Below are 22,256 nucleotides of genomic sequence, written 5' to 3'. Positions count from 1 at the left end.
TCGCGGATTCCGCAACCTCGAGAACTACCGGCTACGAATGCTCCTCATCACTGGCGGCCTGGACGCATCAACCCACACTCAACTCTGAAGAGCCGTCAAAGAGGTAAGTCCAGGCATCTGTGTCGTATGCAGGACGTTCTCGTGGACGAACCAATTGGCCGTCACGAATTCCTAACGCCGCTTACGATTTATACTGATGGAGTGCGTCCGCCGGAGGGGACCCGTTACAAGCTGCCGACCAGCTTATTTCGGAGGCGAGGAAGTAGCCAGATATCGTTACCAGTGCCGGACAGCTCCAGCGATAACGATCGCAACGTTAAAGCCAGCACGCGCGTCAAATCTGTCCCAAGGTAAGACTTGCGCACCACGAGACACGGCTGTCCTCCTAAAGATGGCTCTGCCCCGAGCCTACGGTGTTTTCAGGCTCGGGGCATCGCGGGAATCGACGGAACTGGCGGCTATCCCTTGACGGAACCCGACATGAGTCCGCCGACGAAATACTTGCCGAGCAGGATGTAGACGATGAGCGTGGGCGCGGAGGCGAGCAACGCGCCCGCCATCGATGCCCCGTAGTCCGCCATGATCGAGCCGTGGGCAAGGTTGTTCAGGGAGAGCGTGACTGGCCCGGTCTCCGTGTTCGTTAAGAACAGGGCGAACAGGAAGTCATTCCACGCGGAGGTGAACTGCCAGATCAACACGACGACGAAGCTCGGAATCGAGATCGGCAGCACGACCGAGAAATAGGTGCGCAGCATGCCGGCACCATCGACGCGCGAGGCCTCGATGAGCTCTTGCGGAACCGATTCGTAGTAGTTGCGGAAAATGAGCGTCGTGATCGGGATGCCGTAAACGACGTGCGCGAGGATCAGCGTGGGAATACCGTTGGGCAGTCCCATCGTCAGCACCATCTTCATGAGCGGGATCATGACGGCCTGGTACGGAATGAACATGCCGAACAGGATGAGTGTGAAGATGATGTTCGCCCCGGGAAAGCGCCAGCGCGATAGGACGAAGCCGTTCATTGAGCCGAGCATCGCCGAGATGATCGAGGACGGGATGACGAGCATGAAGGTCCGCCCGATGGGCGCGGCCAGCGCGTCCCAGGCCCGCTGCCAGTTGGCGGTCTGCCACACCTCGGGCAGGAACCACGTCCGGGAGGGATCTGCCTCGGCCGAGCCCTTAAACGAGGTGATGATGAGGACGTAGACGGGGATGAGGACGACGGCGAGCGAGAAGATCAGCAGCGCATAGCGGATGGCGGTTGCGGTCCCTTTCGTGCCGGATCGATCCAGAGACGGGCGCGGGCCGAGCTCTTCGCCCGGCAGCGCGGGAGCGGGCTGAGTCGAGGTGGTCGTCATGTCAGCGCCTCTGCTTCGCGTCGTGGATGAGATAGGGAACGACGAGGATCGCCACGATCACGAGCAGGATCGTGCCGACGGCCGCGGCGTTGGAGTAGTCGCCCGAGGTCATGAAGTTGTACATGTCGATCGCGGGAACCTTGGTCGAATAGGTGCGCTGGTCGGTCACAGCCATGATGAGGTCGAAGGACTTCATCGCCATGTGCCCAATGATGATGACGGCGGACAGCGCGACGGCCGAAAGCTGCGGGAAGATGATGTGCCGGTACAGCTGCCATTCGCTGGCACCATCGACGCGGCCGGCCTCGCGCAGGTCATCGCTGATCCCCCGAAAGCCCGCAAGGAATAGGGCCATGACATAGCCGGCGAGCTGCCAGATCGCGGGCAGCGCCACCGCGAGGACACCAAAGGTGAGATTCGCGGTCCAGGAGTTTTCCAAAAAGCTCAGCCCCAGCATGTGGAACAGACGGTTCAACCCCTTGGCCTGTTCGCCGGTGCCGGAGTTGAGCAGCCACTTCCACACCACACCCGAGGCGATGAAGGATACGGCCATCGGGAAGAGGAAGACCGAGCGGAAGAATCCTTCACCCTTGATCGGCCGCTCTAGCAGCCAGGCCCACAGGAAGCCAAGCACGAGCGTACCGAGCAGGAAGGCGACGGTGAATAGCAGCAGGTTGGTCAGTGAGTGCTGAAAGTCGGAGTTGCCGAAGAGGTATTTGTAGTTTTCGAACCACACGAACTCGGTCTCCCGAGCACCGTTGTACTGGGCGACCGTGTGGGCATCACGCATCGACGTGTAGGTATTGGCCGCGATCAGTCCGTAGACGAAGATTCCTACCAGGATGACCGAGGGGGAAATCAGGAGAATTGGCGGCCCGTATGTGCGCCACCAGGTCTTTCGAGTGCGGCGTTGCGTTTTCGCCATGCGTGGATCCTTCCGCTACGTGGGCGGCGACTATCGTAGCCGCCGCCCACGTGTCGTTGGTGATGAACGAAGGTAGGTGGAACTACTTCTTTGCCATCGGTTCGGCGGCCTTGGCGAGCTCGGCCTGCAGGCCGGCCACATCCGAGCCACCCTGCGCGAACTTCGCGACCGCGTCGTTCATCGCGTTGGACACGGCAACCGGGGTGGCCGCGCCGTGCGCGATCGAGGAGACGATCGTGTCTTCACCGAAGGACTTCATCGCGTCCTGCTGGTATTCGCCGAACTTCGACAGTTCGTCTTCCGACAGGTCGGAGCGAGCCGGGATCGAACCCTTGACCGTGTTGAACGCGATCTGGCCTTCCTTGCTCGAGATGGTCTGCAGCCAGGCCTTCGCGCCCTCAACGTTCTTGGAACCGACGGGCAGGGTGAAGGAGTCAGCAAGGAAGTCGAACATGCCCTTGGTACCCGGAACCGGGAAGGCCACGTAGTCCTCGTTGTACTTCTTTTGCGCACCATCGAAAGCCGCAACGGCCCAGTCACCCATGACGTTGTAGGCTGCGGTGCCGGTGATGACCGGGTTCATCGCCGGTTCCCAGTCCTCGTTCAGGTAGGACTTGTCGGCGAGATCCATGATCTTCTTGAAGTGGTCCAGGGCCTTGGTGACCTCGGGGCCATCCCACGCAGTCTTGCCGTCGAACAGGCCGTTGTAGCCGTCCGCGCCGAGATCGGCCATGAGGACGGTCTCGAGCAGTTGGAGCTGCGTCCAGGCCATGCCGACCGTGATCGGGGTCTTGCCCGCGGCCTTGACCTTTTCCATGTCGGCGATCCACGCATCGAGGTCCGCCGGCTGCTGCGTCGGGTCAAGACCAGCTTCCTTCAGGACCGCGGTGTTCGCCCACACGACGTTCGCGCGGTGGACGTTGGATGGGACCGAGTAGATCTTGCCGTCAACCGTCAGGCGGTCGATGAGGGACTTCGGGAAGGCATCGGTGAGCTTGTATTCCTTGTAGAGCTCCGAGACGTCCTCGATCTGCATCGCATCGATGTAGTCGGTGAGCTCGGCGCCCGCGTGGGCCTGGAACGTGTCCGGCGGGTTCTTCGCTGCGAGGTCCGCGGCCAGCTTCTGCTTGGCCTGGGAACCACCCCCGCCGGCGACGGCGGCGTTGACGAACTTGAAGTCCGAGTGTTGCTGCTTGAACACGTCAATGAGGGCTTCGAGGCCCTTCTTTTCTGATCCGGCTTCCCACCAGCTCACGACGGAAACATCGCTTCCACCGGAGCCCTTGTCACCGCCCCCATCTTTCGCGCCACCCTTTGCTCCGCCGCCACAGGCGGCGAGCAGCAGGCTCAGTGCGGCGATTCCCGCGACTGGTCCGATACGCTTCATTGCTTCTCCTCACGAAACGTCATTGTTTACGGCCCCCTATGCAAAGAAGGTGGGCACCCCACAGGTGTGGGCTGCCCACCATTCTAGCCTGGGTCGCGGGCCGAAAGGAATGCGACCCAACAGAACCGAACAGAAACGTTACATGTTCGAGATCAATCGACCACGACGTCCGACCAAAGTCCCACCCGCGACCAAACCAAGGAGTGCGAGCAGCGCCAGCACCATGCCGGAGGAGCCGGTGATCGGCATTGGCGGCTTGCCCGGCCCACTTGGAGACGCGGTCGGCTGTTCCGTCGGGCCACCCGTCGGATCGCCGGTCGGACCGCCAGTCGGATCGCCCGTGGGCGTCGCCGTCGGGTCCGCGGTGGGCTCGGCCGTAGGGCTCGGTTCGCCCGTCTGAGCCTGGTACAGCACCGCGGTCGTCCGCGCCGGGATCGTGACCGTGCCCTTGGACTTGTCCCAGGCCGTCTGCTTGACGACGTCATCGGCACCGCCCGCGAGCACGGGCGAGAGCGCGAAGTCCTTGCCGTCGAGGCCATCGACCTGCTGGGTGATCTCCTTGGGGCTGGCGTTGATCACGACGAGGGCGCCGTCGCGCGCGGGGTCGGTGTCGCTCCCCTTCGTGTCATCGATGTGCATGACAACCAGGCCCGGCGTTTGGTCCGGACCCGCACCCGGGAAGGTGACCTTCTGCGAGATGGCCTCGGCCGAGCCGAGTCGGATCAGCGGGCTCTCGTAGCGCACGCGCACGAGATCGAGCGCCATCTTGTGCGCCAACTGGAGCTCATCCGCAGTCGCCTTCTTGGCGGGATCTTCCAGGAGCGGGCGCATCTGGTCCCACTTCTCGCCGTTCTTCTCCTTCGGCGGCAGGCCCACGCCGAAGTTATGGTCGATGCCGCGCCAGTCGATTGCGTTGAAGTGATCGCCAGAGTTGTAGGAGTCCCGATCGAGCGACTTCGACCGCAGCAGGTCCGTGCCGGCATGCCAGAAGGCAGGCGTTTGCGCAAGCGCCACGGTCGACAGTTGGACCGTGTTCATCCGGATCCGGTCCGCCATCGAAGTCTTTTCGGGCAGCTTGATGACCGATAGGTCGAACAGGGTTTCGTTATCGTGCGCGTCGACGTAGCTGATGACCTCATCGGGCTGAGCAGCATAGCCGGCGGGTGCGCCGCGATAGTCGAATTCCTTGCCCGGCTTCACCTTGCCGTCGGCTGCGAGCAGCTGATAGTCAGCGAGGTTGCCCGCAAGCCCGAGTCGGACGAGGTCCGTTTGGTGCTTGAGGTCGGCAAGTCCCGCCTCATCGCCTTGGAGGCGTCCCTTGCCGTTCGGGTCGGTGAACAGGCCTGTACCGAAGCCCTGGTCACGGTAGGAGTCCCCATCGACGGGAGATCCGCCGTGCACGGCGTCGCGGAGACGATCGCTGAACGTCGCGATCTGGGTGTTCGAGAGCTGGCCCTGCTTGGCCTGGGTGAAGCGCGCGTTGCCGTTCACTTCGCCGAAGTCCCAGCCTTCGCCGTACAGGTGGATCGTCGAGCCATCGATACCGTCATTTTCGACGGTGAGCTGCTCGAGTGCCTTCTTCACGGCGGTCATGTTGCCGACCGAATGGTGGCCCATGAGGTCGAAGCGGAAACCGGAGACGTGGTAGTCGCGAGCCCACGTGACAACTGAGTCGACCATGAGCTGTTCGGCCATCTGATGTTCGGTTGCGATGTTCTGGCAACACGTCGAGGTCTCGACCTTGCCAGCCGCGTTCAGGCGGTGGTAGTAGCCGGGGACGACCTTGTCGAGGACCGATTCATCGTCCTGTCCGGAGGCGGCCGTGTGGTTGAAGACCTGGTCGGCGACGACGCGCAGGCCGGTGCCGTTCAGGGCTGCGACCATCTCGCGGAATTCGGCGACCCGGCCCGTGGCACTTTCGGCGGAGGCATAGGAGCCTTCCGGCGCGAAGAAGTGGTACGGGTCGTAACCCCAGTTGAAGCCGTCCTTACCCGCCACGGCGGTGATGGCGGCCTGCTGCTCTTCGCTGGCCGGTCCCGCGTCGGGGATCTCGGGCGTCACCTGCTCACTGCGCGGTTCGGGAATCGAGGCGATGTCGAACGTCGGCAGCAAATGCACCGTGTTGACGCCTGCCTCGGCGAGCTCGGCCAGGTGCTTCATTCCATCGGAGTTCTTCAACGTGAACGCCTTGTACGTTCCGCGCAGATCCTTCGGGACGGAGGAGTCAAGAATCGAGAAGTCGCGCACGTGTAGCTCGTAGATCATCTGATCGACGGGCCGCTTAACGACCGGCACCGGGGTGTCCTGCCAGGACTTCGGCGCGAGCGCCGGGTCCTTCAAGTCGATGAGGACCGAGTGCGTCGAGCCGGGCGTGAGCGTCAGCGAGTACGGATCGGTAACGGCATTCGTCGTCACCTCATCGAGCCTCGGGACGTAGACCTCGACCGCGAAGCGGTAGGCGCGGTTCTTCCAATCGGCCTGGCCCTCAACTTGCCACGTGCCGTCTGTTCCGCGGGTCATCTCGACCGTTTGGGGATCCCCCTCGCCCGTAGCGTTGTCCCACAGCTGCAGCGCGACGCTCTTTGCGGTGGGCGCCCACAGGCGCAGGGTCGGGGTGTCGCCGTCGAAGGTGACACCAACGCCGTTGGCGCGAGCATCCTTGGCGAACAGGTCATCGAGGACGCCCGGAATCTGCACGCCCGTGAACGCGATCGGTGCCTCACGAGCGATGAGGACCTGGATGGCGCCCGTGAGGACGTCTTCGATCGCGGCGCGGTCGAGCCCGGTCACGGAAAACGCCACGGTGTCCTTCAGGTGCGGGAAGCGCGCGAGCTGCTCCTTGGTCAGGTCTCCGACATAGGCGAGCGGCGTAGTCTTCGCATCCTCCCCCGTGATGGCGCCATCGGCGAGGGCGAGGCCGCCGGTCGGGTTGTATCCGAGCGTGACCTTCGCGTCGGGTGCCGGCGTCGAACCGAAGAGTGCCTTCGGAAGCGCGATCGTCGTCGCGTCGATCCAGTAGGCGCGCTGCTCCCCCGATCCCGCAACTGGCGGGTCGCTGACCTCGATGCTGAGGATGTGGGTGGCGACGTCGTAGGTGAACGTAACGTTCTTGCCCTCTTGGGCGGTGAACGAAATATTGTCGCCGTCGCGCTTACCGTCGGCGCCGTAGTTCTCATCCCACGACAGCCCGTGGGCGACCTTGACCTCGTGGCTGCCGGTTGGGATCTTGTCCGTGGTGAACGTGTAGGTGTCGCCCTCACCTGGGGTCATGAGGGTAGCGAGGCAGGCCGGGTCCCAGTTGCCGCCGTCGCCGCCCGTGCAGCCGAGCGCCTTGTTGAAGGAGCCGGGCAGGGTGACGACTGGGCCGTCGACCGAGGTGAACGCGCGGTGGGTGACGGGATCGTAGTAGAACGTCACCTTCCCGTCGGGGCTCGTGTACCCCATGTCCGGTCCCCCGGGTACGCCGCCGGCGCCGTAGTTTTCGTCCCAGGAGCCGCCGATCGCGATCTTGAACTTGTAATCGCCGGCGGGGATGTCGAAGGTGCCGGTGTACCAGGAGGAGTTTGCGTCCTTCGTGAGTTTCGCGGCCTGGCAGTCGGGCTGCCAGTCGCCGGGGCAGCCCATCGCGGCGTTGTGGCTGCCGGGCACGGTGACGAGCAGGTTGTCGCCGCCTCCGCCTTCGTTCGCCGTGCCGCTGAGGTCGACGCCGACGACGCCGAAGCCGGAGGTGGCTTCGCGGTTGCCGGCGGCATCGGTCGTGACGGCGCGGTACTCGACGAGCGTGCCGCGTTTGAGAGCGGTGGTGTCGTGGAAGACGCGACCATCGGGGCCGGTCGCGACACCGAGCGGCGTGTAATCCTTCGTGCCCGAGACGCGGTAGCTGAAGGAGGTCTCGGCCCAGCGGCTGTCAGTCGTGTCGACCGCGACGGGCGCCATCGCGTCGAGCGCACCGCCCGCGAGCGTCAGCGTGGGCTTCAACGGCGCTGCCGCAAGCGTGTCATCGGCGCGGTAGACCACCGCCGACAGCGGCGGCACGGTGACGCTCACCTTGCCATCCGCGTTCGCGGTGATCGCCTCGGTCGCGCCGTGCAGCGGAGCGTAGCTCGAGCCCGGCGTGAGCGTGGAGATCTCTTGCGTCTTCGCCTCGCCGGTGTTGTTGAGCGCGACGACGTATTCGCGCTTTTCGTCGCGGTCGACGCGCGCAAAGGCGTAGATGCCGGGGCCATCGGCGGCGAAGAGCTCAATTTGGGCGCCGGTGTTCAGAGCCGCATGATCCTTACGGAGCTTGCCGAGGGCCGCGATGCGCTCGTAAAGCGTCGCCGAGGTATTGAAGTGGTCGCCGGTGCCGAAGGGGCTACCATCGAGCAGCTTCTGGTCGGTGTAGGACTTCGCCTTGGACGCAAACATCGACTGGCGGGCGGCCTTATCGCCGCCGTCGCCAGCAAAGCCCTGCTCATCGCCGTAGTAGACGACGGGCTGGCCGCGGGTGAGGTACATGAGCGAGTGTGCAAGCTCGCTGCGCTTGACCGGGTCGGACGAGCCGGAAAGGAAGTGGCCGACGCGCCCCATGTCGTGGTTGCCGAGGAACGTCGGCAGGAACGAGGCGTCGGAGTGCGGGGTCGTGTACCGGTCATCGTCGGCGAACAGCGAGGACAGGCCCTGGGTGGTCAGGCCCTTGGCGAAGTTCACCGCGCGCGACTGGAACGCGAAATCGAGGACGGCCGACATGTCGGTCTTACGCATATACGGCGAGATCTTGGCCGCATCGGCGTCGTAAACCTCTCCGAAGGTGAAGAACTTCGGATTCGTTGCCTTGGCGTGGTCCTGCAGCTGCTTGCTAAACGAGGTCCAGAATTCGAAGTTCACGTGCTTGACCGTGTCGATCCGGAAGCCGTCGATGCCGAGGTCCATCCACGATTTGTAGATCTCGGCCATCCCGTCAACGACCTTGGGGTTTTCGGTCATGAGGTCATCGAGGCCGACGAAGTCACCGAAGGTGACGGACTCGCCCTCCCACGTCGAGTTGCCGCGGTTGTGGTAGAGCGTCACGTCGTTGAGCCACTCGGGCACCATGATCGCGTTCTTGTCCTCGCGGACCGGCGTGTAGGGGAAGGACGTCGCCGGATCAAATTCGGGGAAGCCCTGCTTGCCGGCGAGCTTGCGCACATCGACGACGTTGCCGTTCTTGTCCTTATAGGGGTGGCTCGCGATATCGCGGTAGTCGTAAGCGCCTTCTTTATAGTCGATGAGGTCGGCGGTGTGGTTCGTGATGATGTCGAAGTAGACCTTGATGCCGCGCTTATGAGCGGCGTCGATGAAGGCCTTCATGTCCTCGTTGGAACCGAGGTGCGGGTCGATCTGCGTGAAGTCGGTGATCCAGTAGCCGTGGTAGCCAGCTGAGGCGTCCTTGCCTTCGCCCTGGACCGGGTTGTTCTTCAGTGACGGGGTGAGCCAGATGGCCGTCGTGCCAAGGCCCTGGATGTAGTCGAGCTTCTTCGTCAGGCCCGCGAGGTCACCACCGTGGTAGAAGCCGACATCGCTCGGATCGAAGCCCGAGGTGAGGCGGTCATTGCCCAGCTCTGCGGTGTCGTTGTCGGTGTTGCCGTTTTCGAAGCGGTCGGTCAACACGAAGTAGAACTGCTGTCCCGCGCCGTCGTGCGTCGCAGGTTTCGCCACCAGGCCTGCATCAGCATCGGAGTAGCCGCCCGGCAGCGTCGTCGGGCGAATCCCGATCGCGTGGGTCTCGCTGTGGTAGGTGAACGTGAGCTCGGTCGGGCCTGCGAGCGTGAGCGGGATGTTCTTGCCGCCATCGCCATAGGACTCGTCGAAGGACTTATTGAGGGCGACCTTGAACTCCCAGTCACCGGCCGGGACCGTGGCGGTGAGCTGATAGACGCCGTCATCGCCTGCGCTCATCTCGGTCGCTTGGCACTCGGGTTTCCAGTCGGCGTCGCAACCGAGTTCGGTTTGGAAGGATCCCACGAGGGTCGCTGAGGTGGGGGCGGCGAGCGCGGGCAGAGCTACGAGGCCGCTGACCGCAAGAAAGCCGGTCGTGAGCGCAGCGAGGAGTTGCCGCTTACGGGAGGGAGCTGACATGGGCTCGGGTCCGTTCGTCGTTGAGGGGACAGGTGCTTGCCACAATACCGATAAAGCGCCGCGCCGGGGACCCCTTGTGAAAAAGGGTCCCCGGCGCGGGGTTAAAAGCGCGTGGGCTTACAGGATGCCCATGGCCTTAATCTCGTCGCGCTCGGCGACGAGGGCGTCGACGTTGCGCTGGATGCCGGCCTTGGTGGTCTCGGAGAGCTCGAGGCCCTGCACGATCTTCCATTCGCCGCCTTCGGCGACAGCCGGGAAGCCGAAGACGAGGCCCTCGGGAACGCCGTAGGAGCCGTCGGACGGGATACCCGGGGTGACCCAGTCGCCCTCGGGGGTGCCGTTGATCCAGTCGTAGACGTGGTCGATGGCGGCGTTCGCGGCCGAGGCGGCCGAGGAGGCGCCGCGGGCTTCGATGATGGCCGCGCCGCGCTTGGCTACGGTCGGGACGAAGTAGTCGGCGATCCAGGACTCATCGACGAGGTCGAGCGCGGGCTTGCCCGCGACCTCGGCGAAGGAGACGTCCGGGTGCTGATCGGCGGAGTGGTTGCCCCACACGGTCATCTTCTTGATGTCGGTGACATCGGCGTCGAGCTTGGTCGCGAGCTGGGAGATGGCGCGGTTGTGGTCAAGGCGCATCATCGCGGTGAAACGCTCGGCCGGGACGTCCGGCGCGGAGGCGGCGGCGATGTAGGCGTTCGTGTTGGCGGGGTTGCCGACCACGAGGACGCGGATATCGTCGGCGGCCTTGTCATTGATGGCCTTGCCCTGGGGGCCGAAGATGCCACCGTTGGCGGCGAGCAGGTCGGAGCGTTCCATGCCCTTGGTGCGCGGGCGGGCGCCGACGAGCAGGCCGATGTTAGCGCCGTCGAAGCCGGCTTCGGGGGTGTCGAAGATGTCGATGCCCTTCAGCAGCGGGAAGGCGCAGTCATCGAGCTCCATCGCGGTGCCCTCGGCGGCCTTGACGGCCTGCGGGATCTCCAGGAGGCGGAGTTTGACGGGGACATCCGGGCCGAGAAGGGCGCCGGAAGCGATGCGGAAGAGTAGGGCGTAGCCGATTTGGCCGGCCGCGCCGGTGACGGTGACATTGACCGGAGTGGTCATGGCTGTGAGCTCCTTTGCCATGGGGTGGTACTCGGTTTTTCGTACGTCTTAAATAGTACGCGGTGCCGCCTAGGACGTTCGGACTTCAAACGCCAGGCGGCACCGCGATGGGGACTAACCGTTCGCTACGACACGGTGACGTCCGCAGCGTTCGCGATTCCGATCGCGACCGCGAGGTCCTGCCAGCTCATGCCGACGCCTTTAAACACGTTCGGTCGATCGGTGCGGCGTTCGACTTCGCCGAGCACGAGGCGACGCAGCGGCTCAAGATCGGTCTCGCTCAGTTCGCCTTCGGCCTGCGCCTGGATCACGTCGCCGGCCCCGCGCAGCGCGGTCGCGACGTCCTCCACGACGACGAGCGAGCGCCCCATCAGAGCACCGGGGAGCTCACGGAATGCGGGCTCGTGGCTCCCCATCGCGATGACACACGCACCCGGGCGCACGTCCTCGTCGGCGAGCACGGGCTCTCGGGCGGACGTGGCATACACGATGATGTCGAAGCCTGCGGCCTCGTGCGCCGAGGCGGCCAGGCGGATCGGGTGTCCCTCCGCTCGCCACCGTCGCCCCACCCATGAGGGACAGCGTCAACACGAGCGTTTTCTTGCGTCCGACGCGGTTGCCGATATGGGAGAAGATCACGCCACCGAACGGCCTGATAAAGAACGTCAGGGCGAGGGCGAGGTAGGACAGGATGAGCGAGAACGTCGGGTCATCGCTCGGGAAGAACTGCTTGTCGAAGATGATGGCGGCCGCGGTGGCTTAGAGAAAAAATCGAACCATTCGATCGCGCTTCCAGCCAGCGAGCCGATGAGCACACGGCGGTTGGTCACCGCTTTGAACGTGGCATTGTCCTGTTGTGACATGGGGACTCCTCGGGGCACGAGCACGGGGGTGTGCTGGGCTGTATCCGGGGAGCATAACAGCGCACAGGAGCAAGGTGAGATAGTGCGTCACATAGTGTGAGACGCCAATAAAAGCCGTGGGCAGAATTCTTGCTACGTGCCTTGTCTAGGCGAGCGCGACAAGAAGGCCCGACGCAAATGCGTAGTCGTACGCCATGGGCATCGTCATAGCCATCATGGTACCGGCAGGGGGCGTTCCAGCCCAGGGCCAGCGACCGGCAGTAGCAAGAAGAGCAGGATTGCCGCGGCGACAAGGACGCTCACGTCGAATACCCGCGAACGGGCGGGCGGCACGATCGCTTCGGGGCCAAACGCGCGCGCGGCGGCCCAGGCCAGGCAACCGAGCGCGATCACGACGATCCCGGCCTGCGCGCCAGACAGCCACGTCGCCAGGAGCGCGACCGCGATGACCGCGCCGATGCCCGCGATGAACAGCCTGCTTGCGCCGAGAGCCGGCCGAGACGTCGTACGTGACTCGGCCGGCTTCGCGCCAACGAGGGGATCGCTCACGCGCGCTTGCCTCGGTAGTACTCGATCAGGGCGCGAGTCGAAGCATCGGCATCGGCGAGAGCCTGCTCATCGCCCGCGATGGCCGGAGTCAGCTCCTTGGCGAGCTGCTTGCCGAGTTCCACGCCCCACTGGTCGAAGGAGTCGATCCCCCAGACCGCGCCCTGGACGAACGTGATGTGCTCATATAACGCGATGAGTTCGCCGAGGACCTTCGGTGAGAGCTCGGGCGCCATGATCGATGTCGAGGGCTTGTTGCCTTCGAACACGCGTGCCGGGACGATGTGTTCCGGTGTGCCTTCGACGATGACTTCCTCTTCGGTCTTGCCAAATGCGAGCGCCTTGGTCTGGGCGAAGAAGTTCGCAAGGAACAGCTCGTGGACGTCGTTATCGCCATCTTCCAGCGCGTGCGTGGGCTTCGCGACGGCGATGAAATCGCACGGGATGAGGCGCGTGCCCTGGTGGATGAGCTGGTAGAAGGCGTGCTGGCCATTCGTGCCAGGCTCGCCCCAGAAGATCTCGCCGGTGTCGTACTCGATATAGGAGCCGTCGGCGCGCACGGACTTGCCGTTCGATTCCATCGTCAGCTGCTGCAGGTAGGCCGGGAAGCGGTGCAGGTACTGCGCGTACGGGAGCACGGCGTGCGATTCGGCGCCCAGGAAGTTGACGTACCAGATGTTCAGCAGGCCGAGCAGCAGCGGGACGTTGTCCTTCGCCTCGGCAGTGGCGAAGTGTTCGTCGATGGCGCGGAAGCCGGAGAGGAATTCTTCGAAGCGATCCGCTCCGATCGCGACGGCGAGGGCGGTGCCGATCGCGGAATCGACGGAGTAGCGACCGCCGACCCAGTCCCAAAAGCCGAAGGCGTTGTCCGGGTCGATGCCGAAGTCTGCGACCTTATCGAGCGCGGTGGAGACGGCGACGAAGTGCTTGGCGACTGCATCGTTATCCGCAACGCCGTCAAGAGCTCCGGCAGCGCGCAGCTTATCGAGCAGCCAGGTGCGTGCCAGGCGCGCGTTGGTGAGGGTCTCGAGCGTCGTGAAGGTTTTCGACGCGATGATAAACAGGGTCGTTTCCGGGTCGAGATCGACGGTGTTTTCGTAGATATCGCTCGGGTCGATGTTGGAGACGAAGCGGCACTGCAGGCCGTCTTGCACGTAGGGCTTGAGCGCCTCGTACGCCATCTTCGGGCCGAGGTCCGATCCGCCGATGCCAATGTTGACGACGTGCGTGATGCGCTTACCAGTGATGCCGACCCACTCGCCGCTGCGGACCTTGTCGGCGAATTCGTAGACCTTGGCGAGTTCAGCGTGGACATCGGCGATGACATCCTGGCCGTCGACGGTGAGCTCGTCGCTCTCTTCGCGGCGCAGTGCGGTGTGTAGGACCGCGCGATCCTCGGTGACGTTGATCTTGTCGCCCGCGAACATCTTCGCGCGGTAGTCGGCGACGCCGACCTCCCCGGCGAGCTCCAGCAGCGCGTCGATGACCTCGTCGGTGATGAGGTTCTTCGACATATCGACGTAGAGGTCACCGGCCTCGAAGCTGAGGGCTGAAGCGCGCGCGGGTTCGTTCTCGAACACCTCGCGCAGGTCGATCGTGAAGGTTTCGGCAATGTCGTTCAGGCGCTGCCACGCCGCGGTCGTCGTCGGATCGATGCTCATGCGTCCTCCAAAAGGATTGTTGTCACTGCTCTAAGCGTAGGGGGTTAGGCGTCCATGGTCGGAATCGGGTGGGCCTCGAGTGTTCCGGGCAGGGAGACCACCTGCGCGGCGGGGGTAAGGCCGCGCCACCACTGTTCCTTCGGGCGCCGGTTCGCGATGTCGAAGTCGTCGAGCATTCGATCGATCGGCCGGGTCGACAGGGTGTTCGCCGCCATCCCGACATACGCGGCATCGGCGTTACCGTCATCGATATCGCGGCAGATCTCGTCGAGGGCATGGGACACGAGGCGCGTGGCGAGCAGGCGGTCGAATGGCGTGGGGCTGCCGCCCTGCTGCAGGTGGCCGATCGCGGTCTGGCGCACGTCGTACAGGCCGCCGCCTTCTTCCTCAAAGGCGCGCGCCATGAAGTCCATCGAGTACAGGTCGGAGACCCCCTCGTTGCGCACGACGAGGAAGAGCCGGCGTCCGGCCTCGAAAGCGGCGCGCATGAGGTCGGCGTCGCGAGCGATCTGCGCGAGGTTGACGCCGTCTTCGTGCAGGTAGACGAGTTCGGCGCCCGCGGCGAGGCCCGACATGAAGGACAGGTAGCCGCAGCGCCGCCCCATCGTCTCGGCGACGAAGCAGCGCCGGGAGGCAGCCGCCGACTCCTTGATCCGGTCGAGTGCCCAGACGGCGTTGTTGATCGCGGTATCAGCGCCGATCGACAGTTCGGAGCCCGGCAGGTTGTTGTCGATCGAGGCGGGCACGAGGACGATCGGAATCCGGAAAGCGGGGTAGCGGTCGCGTTCCTTGACCATCGCGTGCGCCGACATGTACGCGTTGATACCGCCGATGATGAGCAGCCCGTCAATCTCTTGGGTCTCGATCGAGCGGGAGATCGCGTAAAACTCCTCCAGGCTCGGCTCGGTGCGGCGCGTACCGAGTTCGGCGCCGCCGGAAAAGGCCCAGCCTTCCACGTCATCCCAGCGCAATTCTTCGACCTGCCCATTGATGAGGCCCGGGAAACCGCCAATGACGCCGACCATGGTGAAGCCGCGCGCAATACCGAGGCGGACGGCCGCACGGGCGGCAGTGTTCATGCCGGGTGCGAGGCCGCCGGCATGCAGGATCGCGATGCGCTTGTTGCGGAGCCGGGCATGCGAGGCCGAGGGGGGTTCAGAAAGCATCGCGTTAATGCGCAGCATCTCGGTAAATGACCGGCCTCTAGCGGCGACGGCCTCCTCGAAGTTCTTCTCTTCGATGAGGGTCGCGATATTGCGGGTTTGCGCAACGGCGGTGACGAGGTCGAGTCGGGCGATGCGGTTGTGCCGCACGCCGAGGATCACGGCCGGCTCCCCCGGCTCCTGCTCTAGCACGGTCTGCACGGCGGCGTAGCCGAGGACGGTCGGCATCCAGCGGTCATAGGCCGACGGCGTGCCACCCCGCTGGACGTGTCCGAGGATCGTCACGCGCGCGTCCACGTCCATGCGTTCTTTCAGCACCGCCGCGACCTGGTGGGCATCGATGCGTTCCCCGTCAGCGGAGCACGCGCCTTCGGCAACGAGGACGATCGACTCGCGACGACCGGCCTCCCGGCCCGCGGTGAGCGCCCGGCACATGTCCTCTTCCCAGTCATCGACCGGCGGCCGCTCCGGGATGAGCACGTAGTCGCAGCCGCCGGCGACCGCGCTCATGAGGGCGAGGTAGCCGCAGTGCCGTCCCATGACCTCGACGACGAACGTGCGCTGGTGGGACGCGGCGGTCGAGGATAGGGCGTCGATCGCGTCGACGATGCGGTGCAGCGCCGAGTCGGCGCCGATCGTCATATCGGAGCCGACGAGGTCGTTGTCGATAGAACCGACGAGGCCGACGACGGCGAGGAACGGGTGCGCATCCGCCTGTGCTTGCGTAATCCGGCCGGCCGCGACGAGCTCGCTCAGGAGCTCGGACCATTCGTTGCGGAAGCAGTCGGTGCCGGTCAAGGAGCCGTCGCCGCCAATGACGACGAGCTTGTCGATGCCGTGGTTAATGAGGTTTTCGGCAGCCGCGAGGCGGCCTTCCTTTTCCCGAAACTCTTGGGAACGGGCCGTCCCGATGATGGTGCCCCCCTGGTTGAGGATCGAGGAGACATCCGACCAGGAAAGCTCGCGGATGGAGTTATCGACCGCGCCCTGCCATCCTTCCTGAATCGCCATCGGGGTCGCCCCTATGACGAGGGCAGTACGCACGACGGCACGCACGGCGGCGTTCATCCCTTGGGCGTCGCCGCCCGAGGTCAAAATGCCAATCTTGGGGCCATGTCCGGTCTCGGACTCACGCATCTTCGGCGTCCTTTCCTGGGCGTGGTTCTATTGTCTCCCCGTTTGATCGCCGACGGTGAGCCATAAGCCCTACGGCGATAAGGCGGTAGATCAGCCCGGCGAATACGATCGCGAGCCCGATCGCAAGCGAGCGCGGCGGCAGCGAGGCGACGAGCGCGAGGCATGCGAGCAGCCCGGCCACATGCAGGGCGCGGGGGTAGCGGCGCTCTTCGGCCGGCTGGCGCAGCGCGGACAGGTTCGCGACCGAGTAGTACAGCAGCACACCGAACGCGGAGAACCCGATCGCCGTTTCAATCGAGTCCAGCGTGAGGACGAGGACGGCGACGACCGCAGCGTTCAGGACAGTCGCGAGCGCCGGAACCTTCCGCGATGTTGTCCTCGCCAGGACACGCGGCAGGTCGTCGTTGCGCGCCATCGCGAGGATCGTGCGCGAAATCCCGGCGAGCAACGCGAGCATCACCCCGGTCGCGGCGAGCGCGGCCGTGAAGTTTAGGACGACGGCGATGCGTTCGAAGCGCGTGACATCGGCGAGTTTGGCGAGCGGGATATCGCTCGCGGCGACGGCCTCGGGGCCGAGCCGCGTGAGCAGCAGGTAGGTGAGCACCGCGTACAGCAGTGCCACGAGGCCGATCGACTGGTGGGTGGCCGACGGGATCGCGCGTTCGGGTTTGCGGATCTCCTCGCCCATCGTCGCGATCCTTGCGTATCCCGCGAACGCGAAGAACATCAGGGCGGCGCCGCGCGCGATCCCCTGCCACGTGTCCACGTCGTCCCACGCGACGGAGCCGGTGATATGCGTGCGCATGGGGAAGGCGGCGGGCAGTTCGAAGGAGGTGACGATGAGGCAGCCGAGGATGAGCAGGACGATCGAGACGATGACCGCCGTCGCGAGGGCCGTGCGCTGGATACCAAGACACGCGATGACTGTGAGGACCGCGAGGATCGCCAGGCCCGTGATCCGTGGCGTGCTCGGCGTGAGGTAGTGGCCCGCGACGAGCGCCATCGCGGCAAGCGAGGCCGTCTTGCCGATGACAAAGCACCAGCCCGCGAAAAACCCGGGCCATGCCCCGAGTTTTTCCCGCCCATAGACATAGCTGCCGCCCGCTTTGGGATAGCGGGCGGCGAGCTGAGCGGATGCGGTGCCATTGGCGAAGGCCACGGCAGCGGCGAGGGCCAGGCTGACGGGCAGCGCCCACCCCGCGAGTGCGGCGGCGGGAGCGAAGACCGTGAAGACGCCGGCGCCGAGCATGGAGCCCAGGCCGATGACGACGGCCTGTTTCCCCGAGAGCTCTCGGGCCAGCTCGGACCTCATGACTCGATCATAAGATCAGTGGAAGAAATGCCGCACCCCGGTGAAGTACATCGTGATTCCCGCGTCCTTGGCCGCGGCGATGACATCCTCATCGCGCACCGATCCGCCGGGAGCGACGACGGCGCGCACGCCCGCATCGATCAAGACCTGCAGCCCATCGGGGAACGGGAAGAAGGCATCGGAGGCTGCGACGGCGCCGCGCGCCCGCTCCGGTGCTCCGGAGGTATCGCCGGCTTCGGCGCCACCTGCGCTCTCGACGTTGGATTCGACGGCAACCCCGAGGGTATTGGCGCGTTCGACGGCGAGCTTGGCGGAGTCGACGCGATTGACCTGGCCCATCCCGACCCCGACGGTGGCGCCGTCCTTAGCGAGCAGCACGGCGTTTGACTTCACGGCCCGCACCGCGCGCCACGCGAACGCGAGGTCCGCGAGCAGCGCGGAATCTGCGGCCTCACCGGCGACGAGACTCCAGGAATCGGGATCGTCACCGAAGGCGCTGCCGTCTTCGCGCGTGCCGGCCGCATCGAGGGCGTCGACCTGCTGGGCGAGCAGCCCGCCGGAGATTGGGCGGATTTCGATGCCGGTGCGCTGCGGCGGGGCGACCTTGAGTAGCCGCAGGTTTTTCTTTGCCCGCAGGATGTCGAGGGCGTCGGCGGCAAAGCTCGGTGCGAGGACGGCCTCGGTGAAGATCGGGGCGATCTGGCGGGCGAGGTCCGCATCGACCTCGGTGTTGACGGCGATGATGCCGCCGAACGCGCTCATCGGATCGCACGCGTGTGCCGCGGCGTGTGCCTTCGCGATCGTGTCGGCGACGGCGAGGCCGCACGGGTTCGTGTGCTTGATGATCGCGCACGTGGGCTGCTCGCCGTGATCCCAGGCGGCGCGCCACGCGGCGTCCGCGTCGACGTAGTTGTTGTAGCTCATGGCCTTGCCGCCGAGCTGCTCGGCGCTCGCCAGTCCCCCGCCCGAGCCGTACAGCGCCGCTTGCTGGTGCGGGTTTTCGCCATAGCGCAGATCCGCGCTCTTGTGCCATGTCTTGCCGAGCCAGCCGGGCAGCTCGCTCTCGCCGCTGATGTCGGCGAGCCAGCTCGCGACCGCGACATCGTAGGTCGCACTGTGGCGGAATGCGTCGAGCGCGAGGGCGCGGCGCTCCTCGTCGCTAAAGCCACCCGCACGGACGGCTTCGGCGACCTCACCGTAGCGGGCGGGGTCGACGACGATCGCGACGCTGCCGTGGTTCTTCGCGGCCGCGCGCACCATCGTCGGCCCACCGATATCGATCTTTTCGATGCACTCGGCTACCGAGGCGCCGGAGGCGACGGTCTCGGCAAACGGGTAGAGGTTCACGACGACGAGGTCGATTCCGGCGACGTCGAGGTCGGCCAGCTGGGCGATATGGTCCTCGTTCGTGCGGTCCGCGAGGATGCCCGCGTGGATCTTCGGGTGCAGCGTCTTGACGCGGCCATCGAGGCACTCGGGGAAGCCTGTGACGGTCTCGACGGGCGTGACCGCGACTCCGGCGTCGGCGATCGTGGCAGCGGTCGATCCCGTGGAGATGATCTCGACTCCGGCATCGGCGAGGGCTCGGGCACACTCGACGATCCCGGTCTTATCGAAGACGGAGAGTAGGGCGCGGGAAATGGGGCGGCGGGTCATGACCATCCTTTTAGCTAGCTACTGCTCCCCCACCCAGGCGTGCGATGCGGGACGGATGCCATCGGCCGCTTCCCGGTGGTGCTCCACCTGACTCGCCAGTCGCGGCCGCGCCCATCGTATCGCGCTAGGCGCCGATCCGGGTACGGCGTCCCGCAACCGTCCAGCCCTCGCGGCACATTCGGCCGACGATGTCGACGAGCTGGGCCCGTTCGGCGACCTTGATGCGCTCTAAGAGCGTGTCTTCCGTGTCGTCGAATTCGACGGGTACGACGACCTGGGCGAGCACGATCCCGGTATCGACGCCCTCGTCGACGACGAAGAGCGTCGCCCCGGCGATCTTCACCCCGTAGGCGAGCGCATCGGCCGGGCCGCGTATGCCTGCAAATGAGGGCAGCAGCGAGTTGTGCGTGTTGAGGTATCGGCCGGAAAAGCGCGTGACGAACTCGGCGCCACAGAGCTTGAGGAAGCCCGCCGAAATTACGAGGTCGGGCTCGAATGCGGCGACGGTATCGGTCAGCGCGAGGTCCCAGTCGGCGCGTGAATCGAAGTCGGGAACCCTCGTGATGAACGTCGGAATCCCGGCCGCTGCCGCAAGCGCGACTCCGCCGGTGCCCTCGCGGTCGGCACCGGCGGCGACGACCTGCGCGCCATAGGCCGGGTCTTCACACGCGGCAAGGAGCGCGGCGAGGTTGGAGCCCCCACCGGAGACCAAAACGACGATGCGGGCGGGGCGGCCCGGGGCAGAAAGGGGCGCGGTTACAACCGGAGCGGGGGTTCTCACGCGGACCAGCGTAACCGGGCGAGGTAACTGGCGTGCTTGAATGGGATAGTTACCGTCTCTCGGAGAGTGTTGTGTCGAGTCCATCAAAGCCCGAAAACGATTCACCTGAGGCCGCCAAAGCGAATGCCGATGCCCTCATGTCCGCGACCCAGCCTGCGGTTGCGACCGGGCTGTTGCTCGTCTTAGCGATGGTGCTGAATACGCCGCGCGCCCCGTTGTGGGCGGTCATCGCCAGCGCCCTGACGGCCATCGCGGTGATCCCCGCGGGCATCTATGCCATCCGAAAACTGCGCGGGGTCGAACGTGCACGCCTGTTCCGGTTTTTCCTCATCATCACGATGGCGATCGCGGGCGTCTTCGCGCTGTCGACGATCGTGCAGCTCGTCGCTTTCGATTCAACGAGCGCGTACCTGCAATGCGTGTCCACGGCGCTGACGGAAGAGGGCAGGGTCGCGTGTGAACGCGAACTCACGAATTCCGTCTTGCGTCAGCTCTTCGGTAACTGATCGCCGTCCTCGCGAAGGAAGTCCGGCATCGCCGCTACTTCCTCCTCGTCGGCCTGGGGCGCCGGGGCAGTCGGCTGGGTGGCGGGCTTGGCCGCCTTTCCTTTGATCCACGTGCGTGTTGCCGGATGGGACAGGACGGTCCCGAGTACGTAGGGCAGCGCTATGGCGAGAAGCGAAAACGCCAGCATGTGCAGCGGCCAGACGCCGTTTCGCGCGAGCAGTCCCCGCCCGACAGCTCCGGATGTCACCACCGCCGCGAGCACGGCAGCGGCGACGAGGAGCACCGCGACCGTCACGGCTTTGAGGCTCGCAGCGCTCAGGGTCTCTTCCCCGCGCCGGTGGTTGTGCCAAAGCGCGAGCGCCAACACCGCAATAGCTGGCACGAGGAGCATGGCCATCGACCAGGCAGAACGCGGACCGGCCCCAAGGATCGGGACTGCCGGTAGGAGTCCCGTCGCATCCTGGCCGGGGGCGAATCGCACCGGGCCCACCGAATATCCTGCTCCGGTCAGCCAGCCGAATGCCCACGTCACCGCTGTCGGCAGGTATCCGAGCTGGGCGAGCCAGATCGCGATCGTATCGGCGACCGATTCTGACAGTCCCGTCGTCGCGTACGAGACACGATGCCACGCCGCGATCACCGCTGCCACGAAGGCAGCAAGGCCCAGCAGCGAGAGCCACCAGATCCCTCGGATTGCCTCGGAAACCGCGCGCCGCATCCAGCCCGGGAGGCGCTCAAGGAGTCGACGCACCGTGCGGTAGTGACCGTTCCATTCGTTCGAGTCGAGCGCCCGCTCCTCGGGCCCCATCGCGGCAAGATTCCCAAGGGCCGCCACGATTCCCGCGACAACGGCAGCCGCGAGGCTCCGCAAGCCCGTCCCCGCGATGGCACCGATCATGACGGCGGCCGCGGACGCGCCCGCGCCCGTGCACCACAGTTGGCGCAAGCCCGTGCCATCCAACCGGCGGCACGCGGCGTATGACAACAACCCTACGAGGAGCGTCAGGAGGCTCGGAGCTAGTGAGATCGGCCCGATCGACGTCTCAATGGGCTGTCCGAACGCGAGAAAAAACGCTCCCGTAGCGATCTTGAGCGCGGCCGTCCACGTCGCGTTACCGAGCTGAGGAGCGGTCGCGGTCGAGGTATACGCGATGAGCGCAACGGAGGCGACCGCAAGCCACGTCAGCACCACGGCTTCGACCCCGGCAAGGGTGGCACGAAGCCAGCCAACCGGCAAGAAACGAGGTGATGTCGTGGTAAAGGTGCTCATCGCCCTTTAGTGTAGGCGGGCGCCCTTAGGTCCCGAGCGCCGACAGGCTAGGGGTAAAGATACTCATGCGGCGGATCAGCCGGGCACCGCTTCCAAAACTGCTTGCCCTCCTCTGTCGTCGTATCGCCGATCGACAGCGAATCCACCTGCCAGGTATACGTCGAGGCGGGAATCCACGGCATCTCTTCGCCACCATTCATCCGCTGCTTGAACTCCTCAAAAGACGGAATCGTCGGATCCTTCCATTTCACACCCGCAGCTTTCGCGCAAGGAATGAAGTACTGGGTGTAGTACTCGTAGATCACCGTGTATTGCTCCGGCGTGAAAGTGCCGTCGTGCGCCGGGTCAACCGAATACTTCGCCGAACACTCCCAGTTCGCAATATCGTAAGCAGATTGCTGGGCAGGTTCAACCGGTGGTTGCAACACCGGCCTGTTTCAGGGATTGTAGTGCTTCGCCGAAGACTTCGGCGGGGGTCTTCCAGCCGAGGGTC

At 65.1% G+C, this 22,256-nt stretch carries 15 protein-coding genes and 1 riboswitch; of the genes, 1 reads left to right on the top strand and 14 read right to left on the bottom strand.

Annotated elements, in window-relative coordinates; translation table 11 throughout:
* Nucleotides 1-458: 458 nt before the first annotated feature.
* From BSZ39_RS07975 to purN, 12 genes are all read right to left on the bottom strand, one after another.
* Nucleotides 459-1,358: a carbohydrate ABC transporter permease gene (locus BSZ39_RS07975; protein ID WP_245792466.1), complete on the bottom strand. Its 900-nt coding sequence runs from the start codon at nt 1,356-1,358 to the stop codon at nt 459-461.
* A 1-nt stretch (nt 1,359) separates the two neighbouring features.
* Nucleotides 1,360-2,283 (bottom strand): carbohydrate ABC transporter permease, encoded by a 924-nt coding sequence (locus BSZ39_RS07970; RefSeq protein WP_073716825.1) that lies wholly within the window; start codon nt 2,281-2,283, stop codon nt 1,360-1,362.
* 82 nt (nt 2,284-2,365) lie between these two features.
* Nucleotides 2,366-3,670 (bottom strand): ABC transporter substrate-binding protein, encoded by a 1,305-nt coding sequence (locus tag BSZ39_RS07965; RefSeq protein WP_073716824.1) that lies wholly within the window; start codon nt 3,668-3,670, stop codon nt 2,366-2,368.
* A gap of 138 nt (nt 3,671-3,808) precedes the next feature.
* Nucleotides 3,809-9,766, bottom strand: a complete 5,958-nt coding sequence (gene pulA / locus BSZ39_RS07960; RefSeq protein ID WP_073716823.1) for a pullulanase-type alpha-1,6-glucosidase — start codon at nt 9,764-9,766, stop codon at nt 3,809-3,811.
* A 117-nt stretch (nt 9,767-9,883) separates the two neighbouring features.
* Nucleotides 9,884-10,867 (bottom strand): malate dehydrogenase, encoded by a 984-nt coding sequence (locus BSZ39_RS07955; RefSeq protein ID WP_073716822.1) that lies wholly within the window; start codon nt 10,865-10,867, stop codon nt 9,884-9,886.
* A 125-nt stretch (nt 10,868-10,992) separates the two neighbouring features.
* Nucleotides 10,993-11,436, bottom strand: coding sequence for a hypothetical protein (locus BSZ39_RS07950; RefSeq protein ID WP_073716821.1), 444 nt, complete (start codon nt 11,434-11,436; stop codon nt 10,993-10,995).
* Between the two features lie 507 nt (nt 11,437-11,943).
* Nucleotides 11,944-12,279, bottom strand: a complete 336-nt coding sequence (locus BSZ39_RS07940) for a hypothetical protein (RefSeq protein ID WP_073716820.1) — start codon at nt 12,277-12,279, stop codon at nt 11,944-11,946.
* Complete coding sequence (gene pgi / locus BSZ39_RS07935) at nt 12,276-13,937, bottom strand: glucose-6-phosphate isomerase (RefSeq protein ID WP_073716819.1); 1,662 nt, start codon at nt 13,935-13,937, stop codon at nt 12,276-12,278. The genes BSZ39_RS07940 and pgi overlap by 4 nt, the downstream gene beginning before the upstream one ends.
* 44 nt (nt 13,938-13,981) lie before the next feature.
* Complete coding sequence (locus tag BSZ39_RS07930; protein WP_073716818.1) at nt 13,982-16,237, bottom strand: 6-phosphofructokinase; 2,256 nt, start codon at nt 16,235-16,237, stop codon at nt 13,982-13,984.
* A complete protein-coding gene (locus tag BSZ39_RS07925) occupies nt 16,230-17,549 on the bottom strand; it encodes an APC family permease (protein ID WP_073716817.1) in 1,320 nt (439 codons plus the stop codon). Before BSZ39_RS07925 ends, BSZ39_RS07930 begins: the two co-directional genes overlap by 8 nt.
* 15 nt (nt 17,550-17,564) lie before the next feature.
* The gene (gene purH / locus BSZ39_RS07920; protein WP_245792465.1) at nt 17,565-19,205 is read right to left on the bottom strand and encodes a bifunctional phosphoribosylaminoimidazolecarboxamide formyltransferase/IMP cyclohydrolase; all 1,641 of its coding nucleotides are present in this window, start codon (nt 19,203-19,205) and stop codon (nt 17,565-17,567) included.
* 24 nt (nt 19,206-19,229) lie between these two features.
* A riboswitch (ZMP/ZTP riboswitch) is annotated at nt 19,230-19,318 on the bottom strand.
* 11 nt (nt 19,319-19,329) lie between these two features.
* Nucleotides 19,330-19,986 carry a phosphoribosylglycinamide formyltransferase gene (gene purN, locus BSZ39_RS07915; RefSeq protein ID WP_073716815.1) on the bottom strand — a complete coding sequence of 219 codons (657 nt, stop codon included), beginning with the start codon at nt 19,984-19,986 and terminating at the stop codon, nt 19,330-19,332.
* 71 nt (nt 19,987-20,057) lie between these two features.
* Here purN and BSZ39_RS07910 point away from each other — a divergent pair, with 71 nt between their 5' ends.
* A complete protein-coding gene (locus BSZ39_RS07910) occupies nt 20,058-20,492 on the top strand; it encodes a hypothetical protein (RefSeq protein WP_073716814.1) in 435 nt (144 codons plus the stop codon).
* On the opposite strand, the gene BSZ39_RS07905 is transcribed toward BSZ39_RS07910, so the two are convergent.
* Together BSZ39_RS07905 and BSZ39_RS07900 are read right to left on the bottom strand one after the other, a co-directional pair.
* Nucleotides 20,474-21,763, bottom strand: coding sequence for a cell division protein PerM (locus BSZ39_RS07905; RefSeq protein WP_143180434.1), 1,290 nt, complete (start codon nt 21,761-21,763; stop codon nt 20,474-20,476). The genes BSZ39_RS07910 and BSZ39_RS07905 overlap by 19 nt on opposite strands.
* A 47-nt stretch (nt 21,764-21,810) precedes the next feature.
* Nucleotides 21,811-22,191, bottom strand: a complete 381-nt coding sequence (locus BSZ39_RS07900) for a hypothetical protein (protein ID WP_143180433.1) — start codon at nt 22,189-22,191, stop codon at nt 21,811-21,813.
* Nucleotides 22,192-22,256: the final 65 nt, after the last annotated feature.

The organism is Bowdeniella nasicola, assembly GCF_001907295.1.
In the GTDB taxonomy this organism is placed as follows: domain Bacteria; phylum Actinomycetota; class Actinomycetes; order Actinomycetales; family Actinomycetaceae; genus Bowdeniella; species Bowdeniella nasicola.
This window is presented reverse-complemented; position numbering and strand designations above follow the sequence as displayed.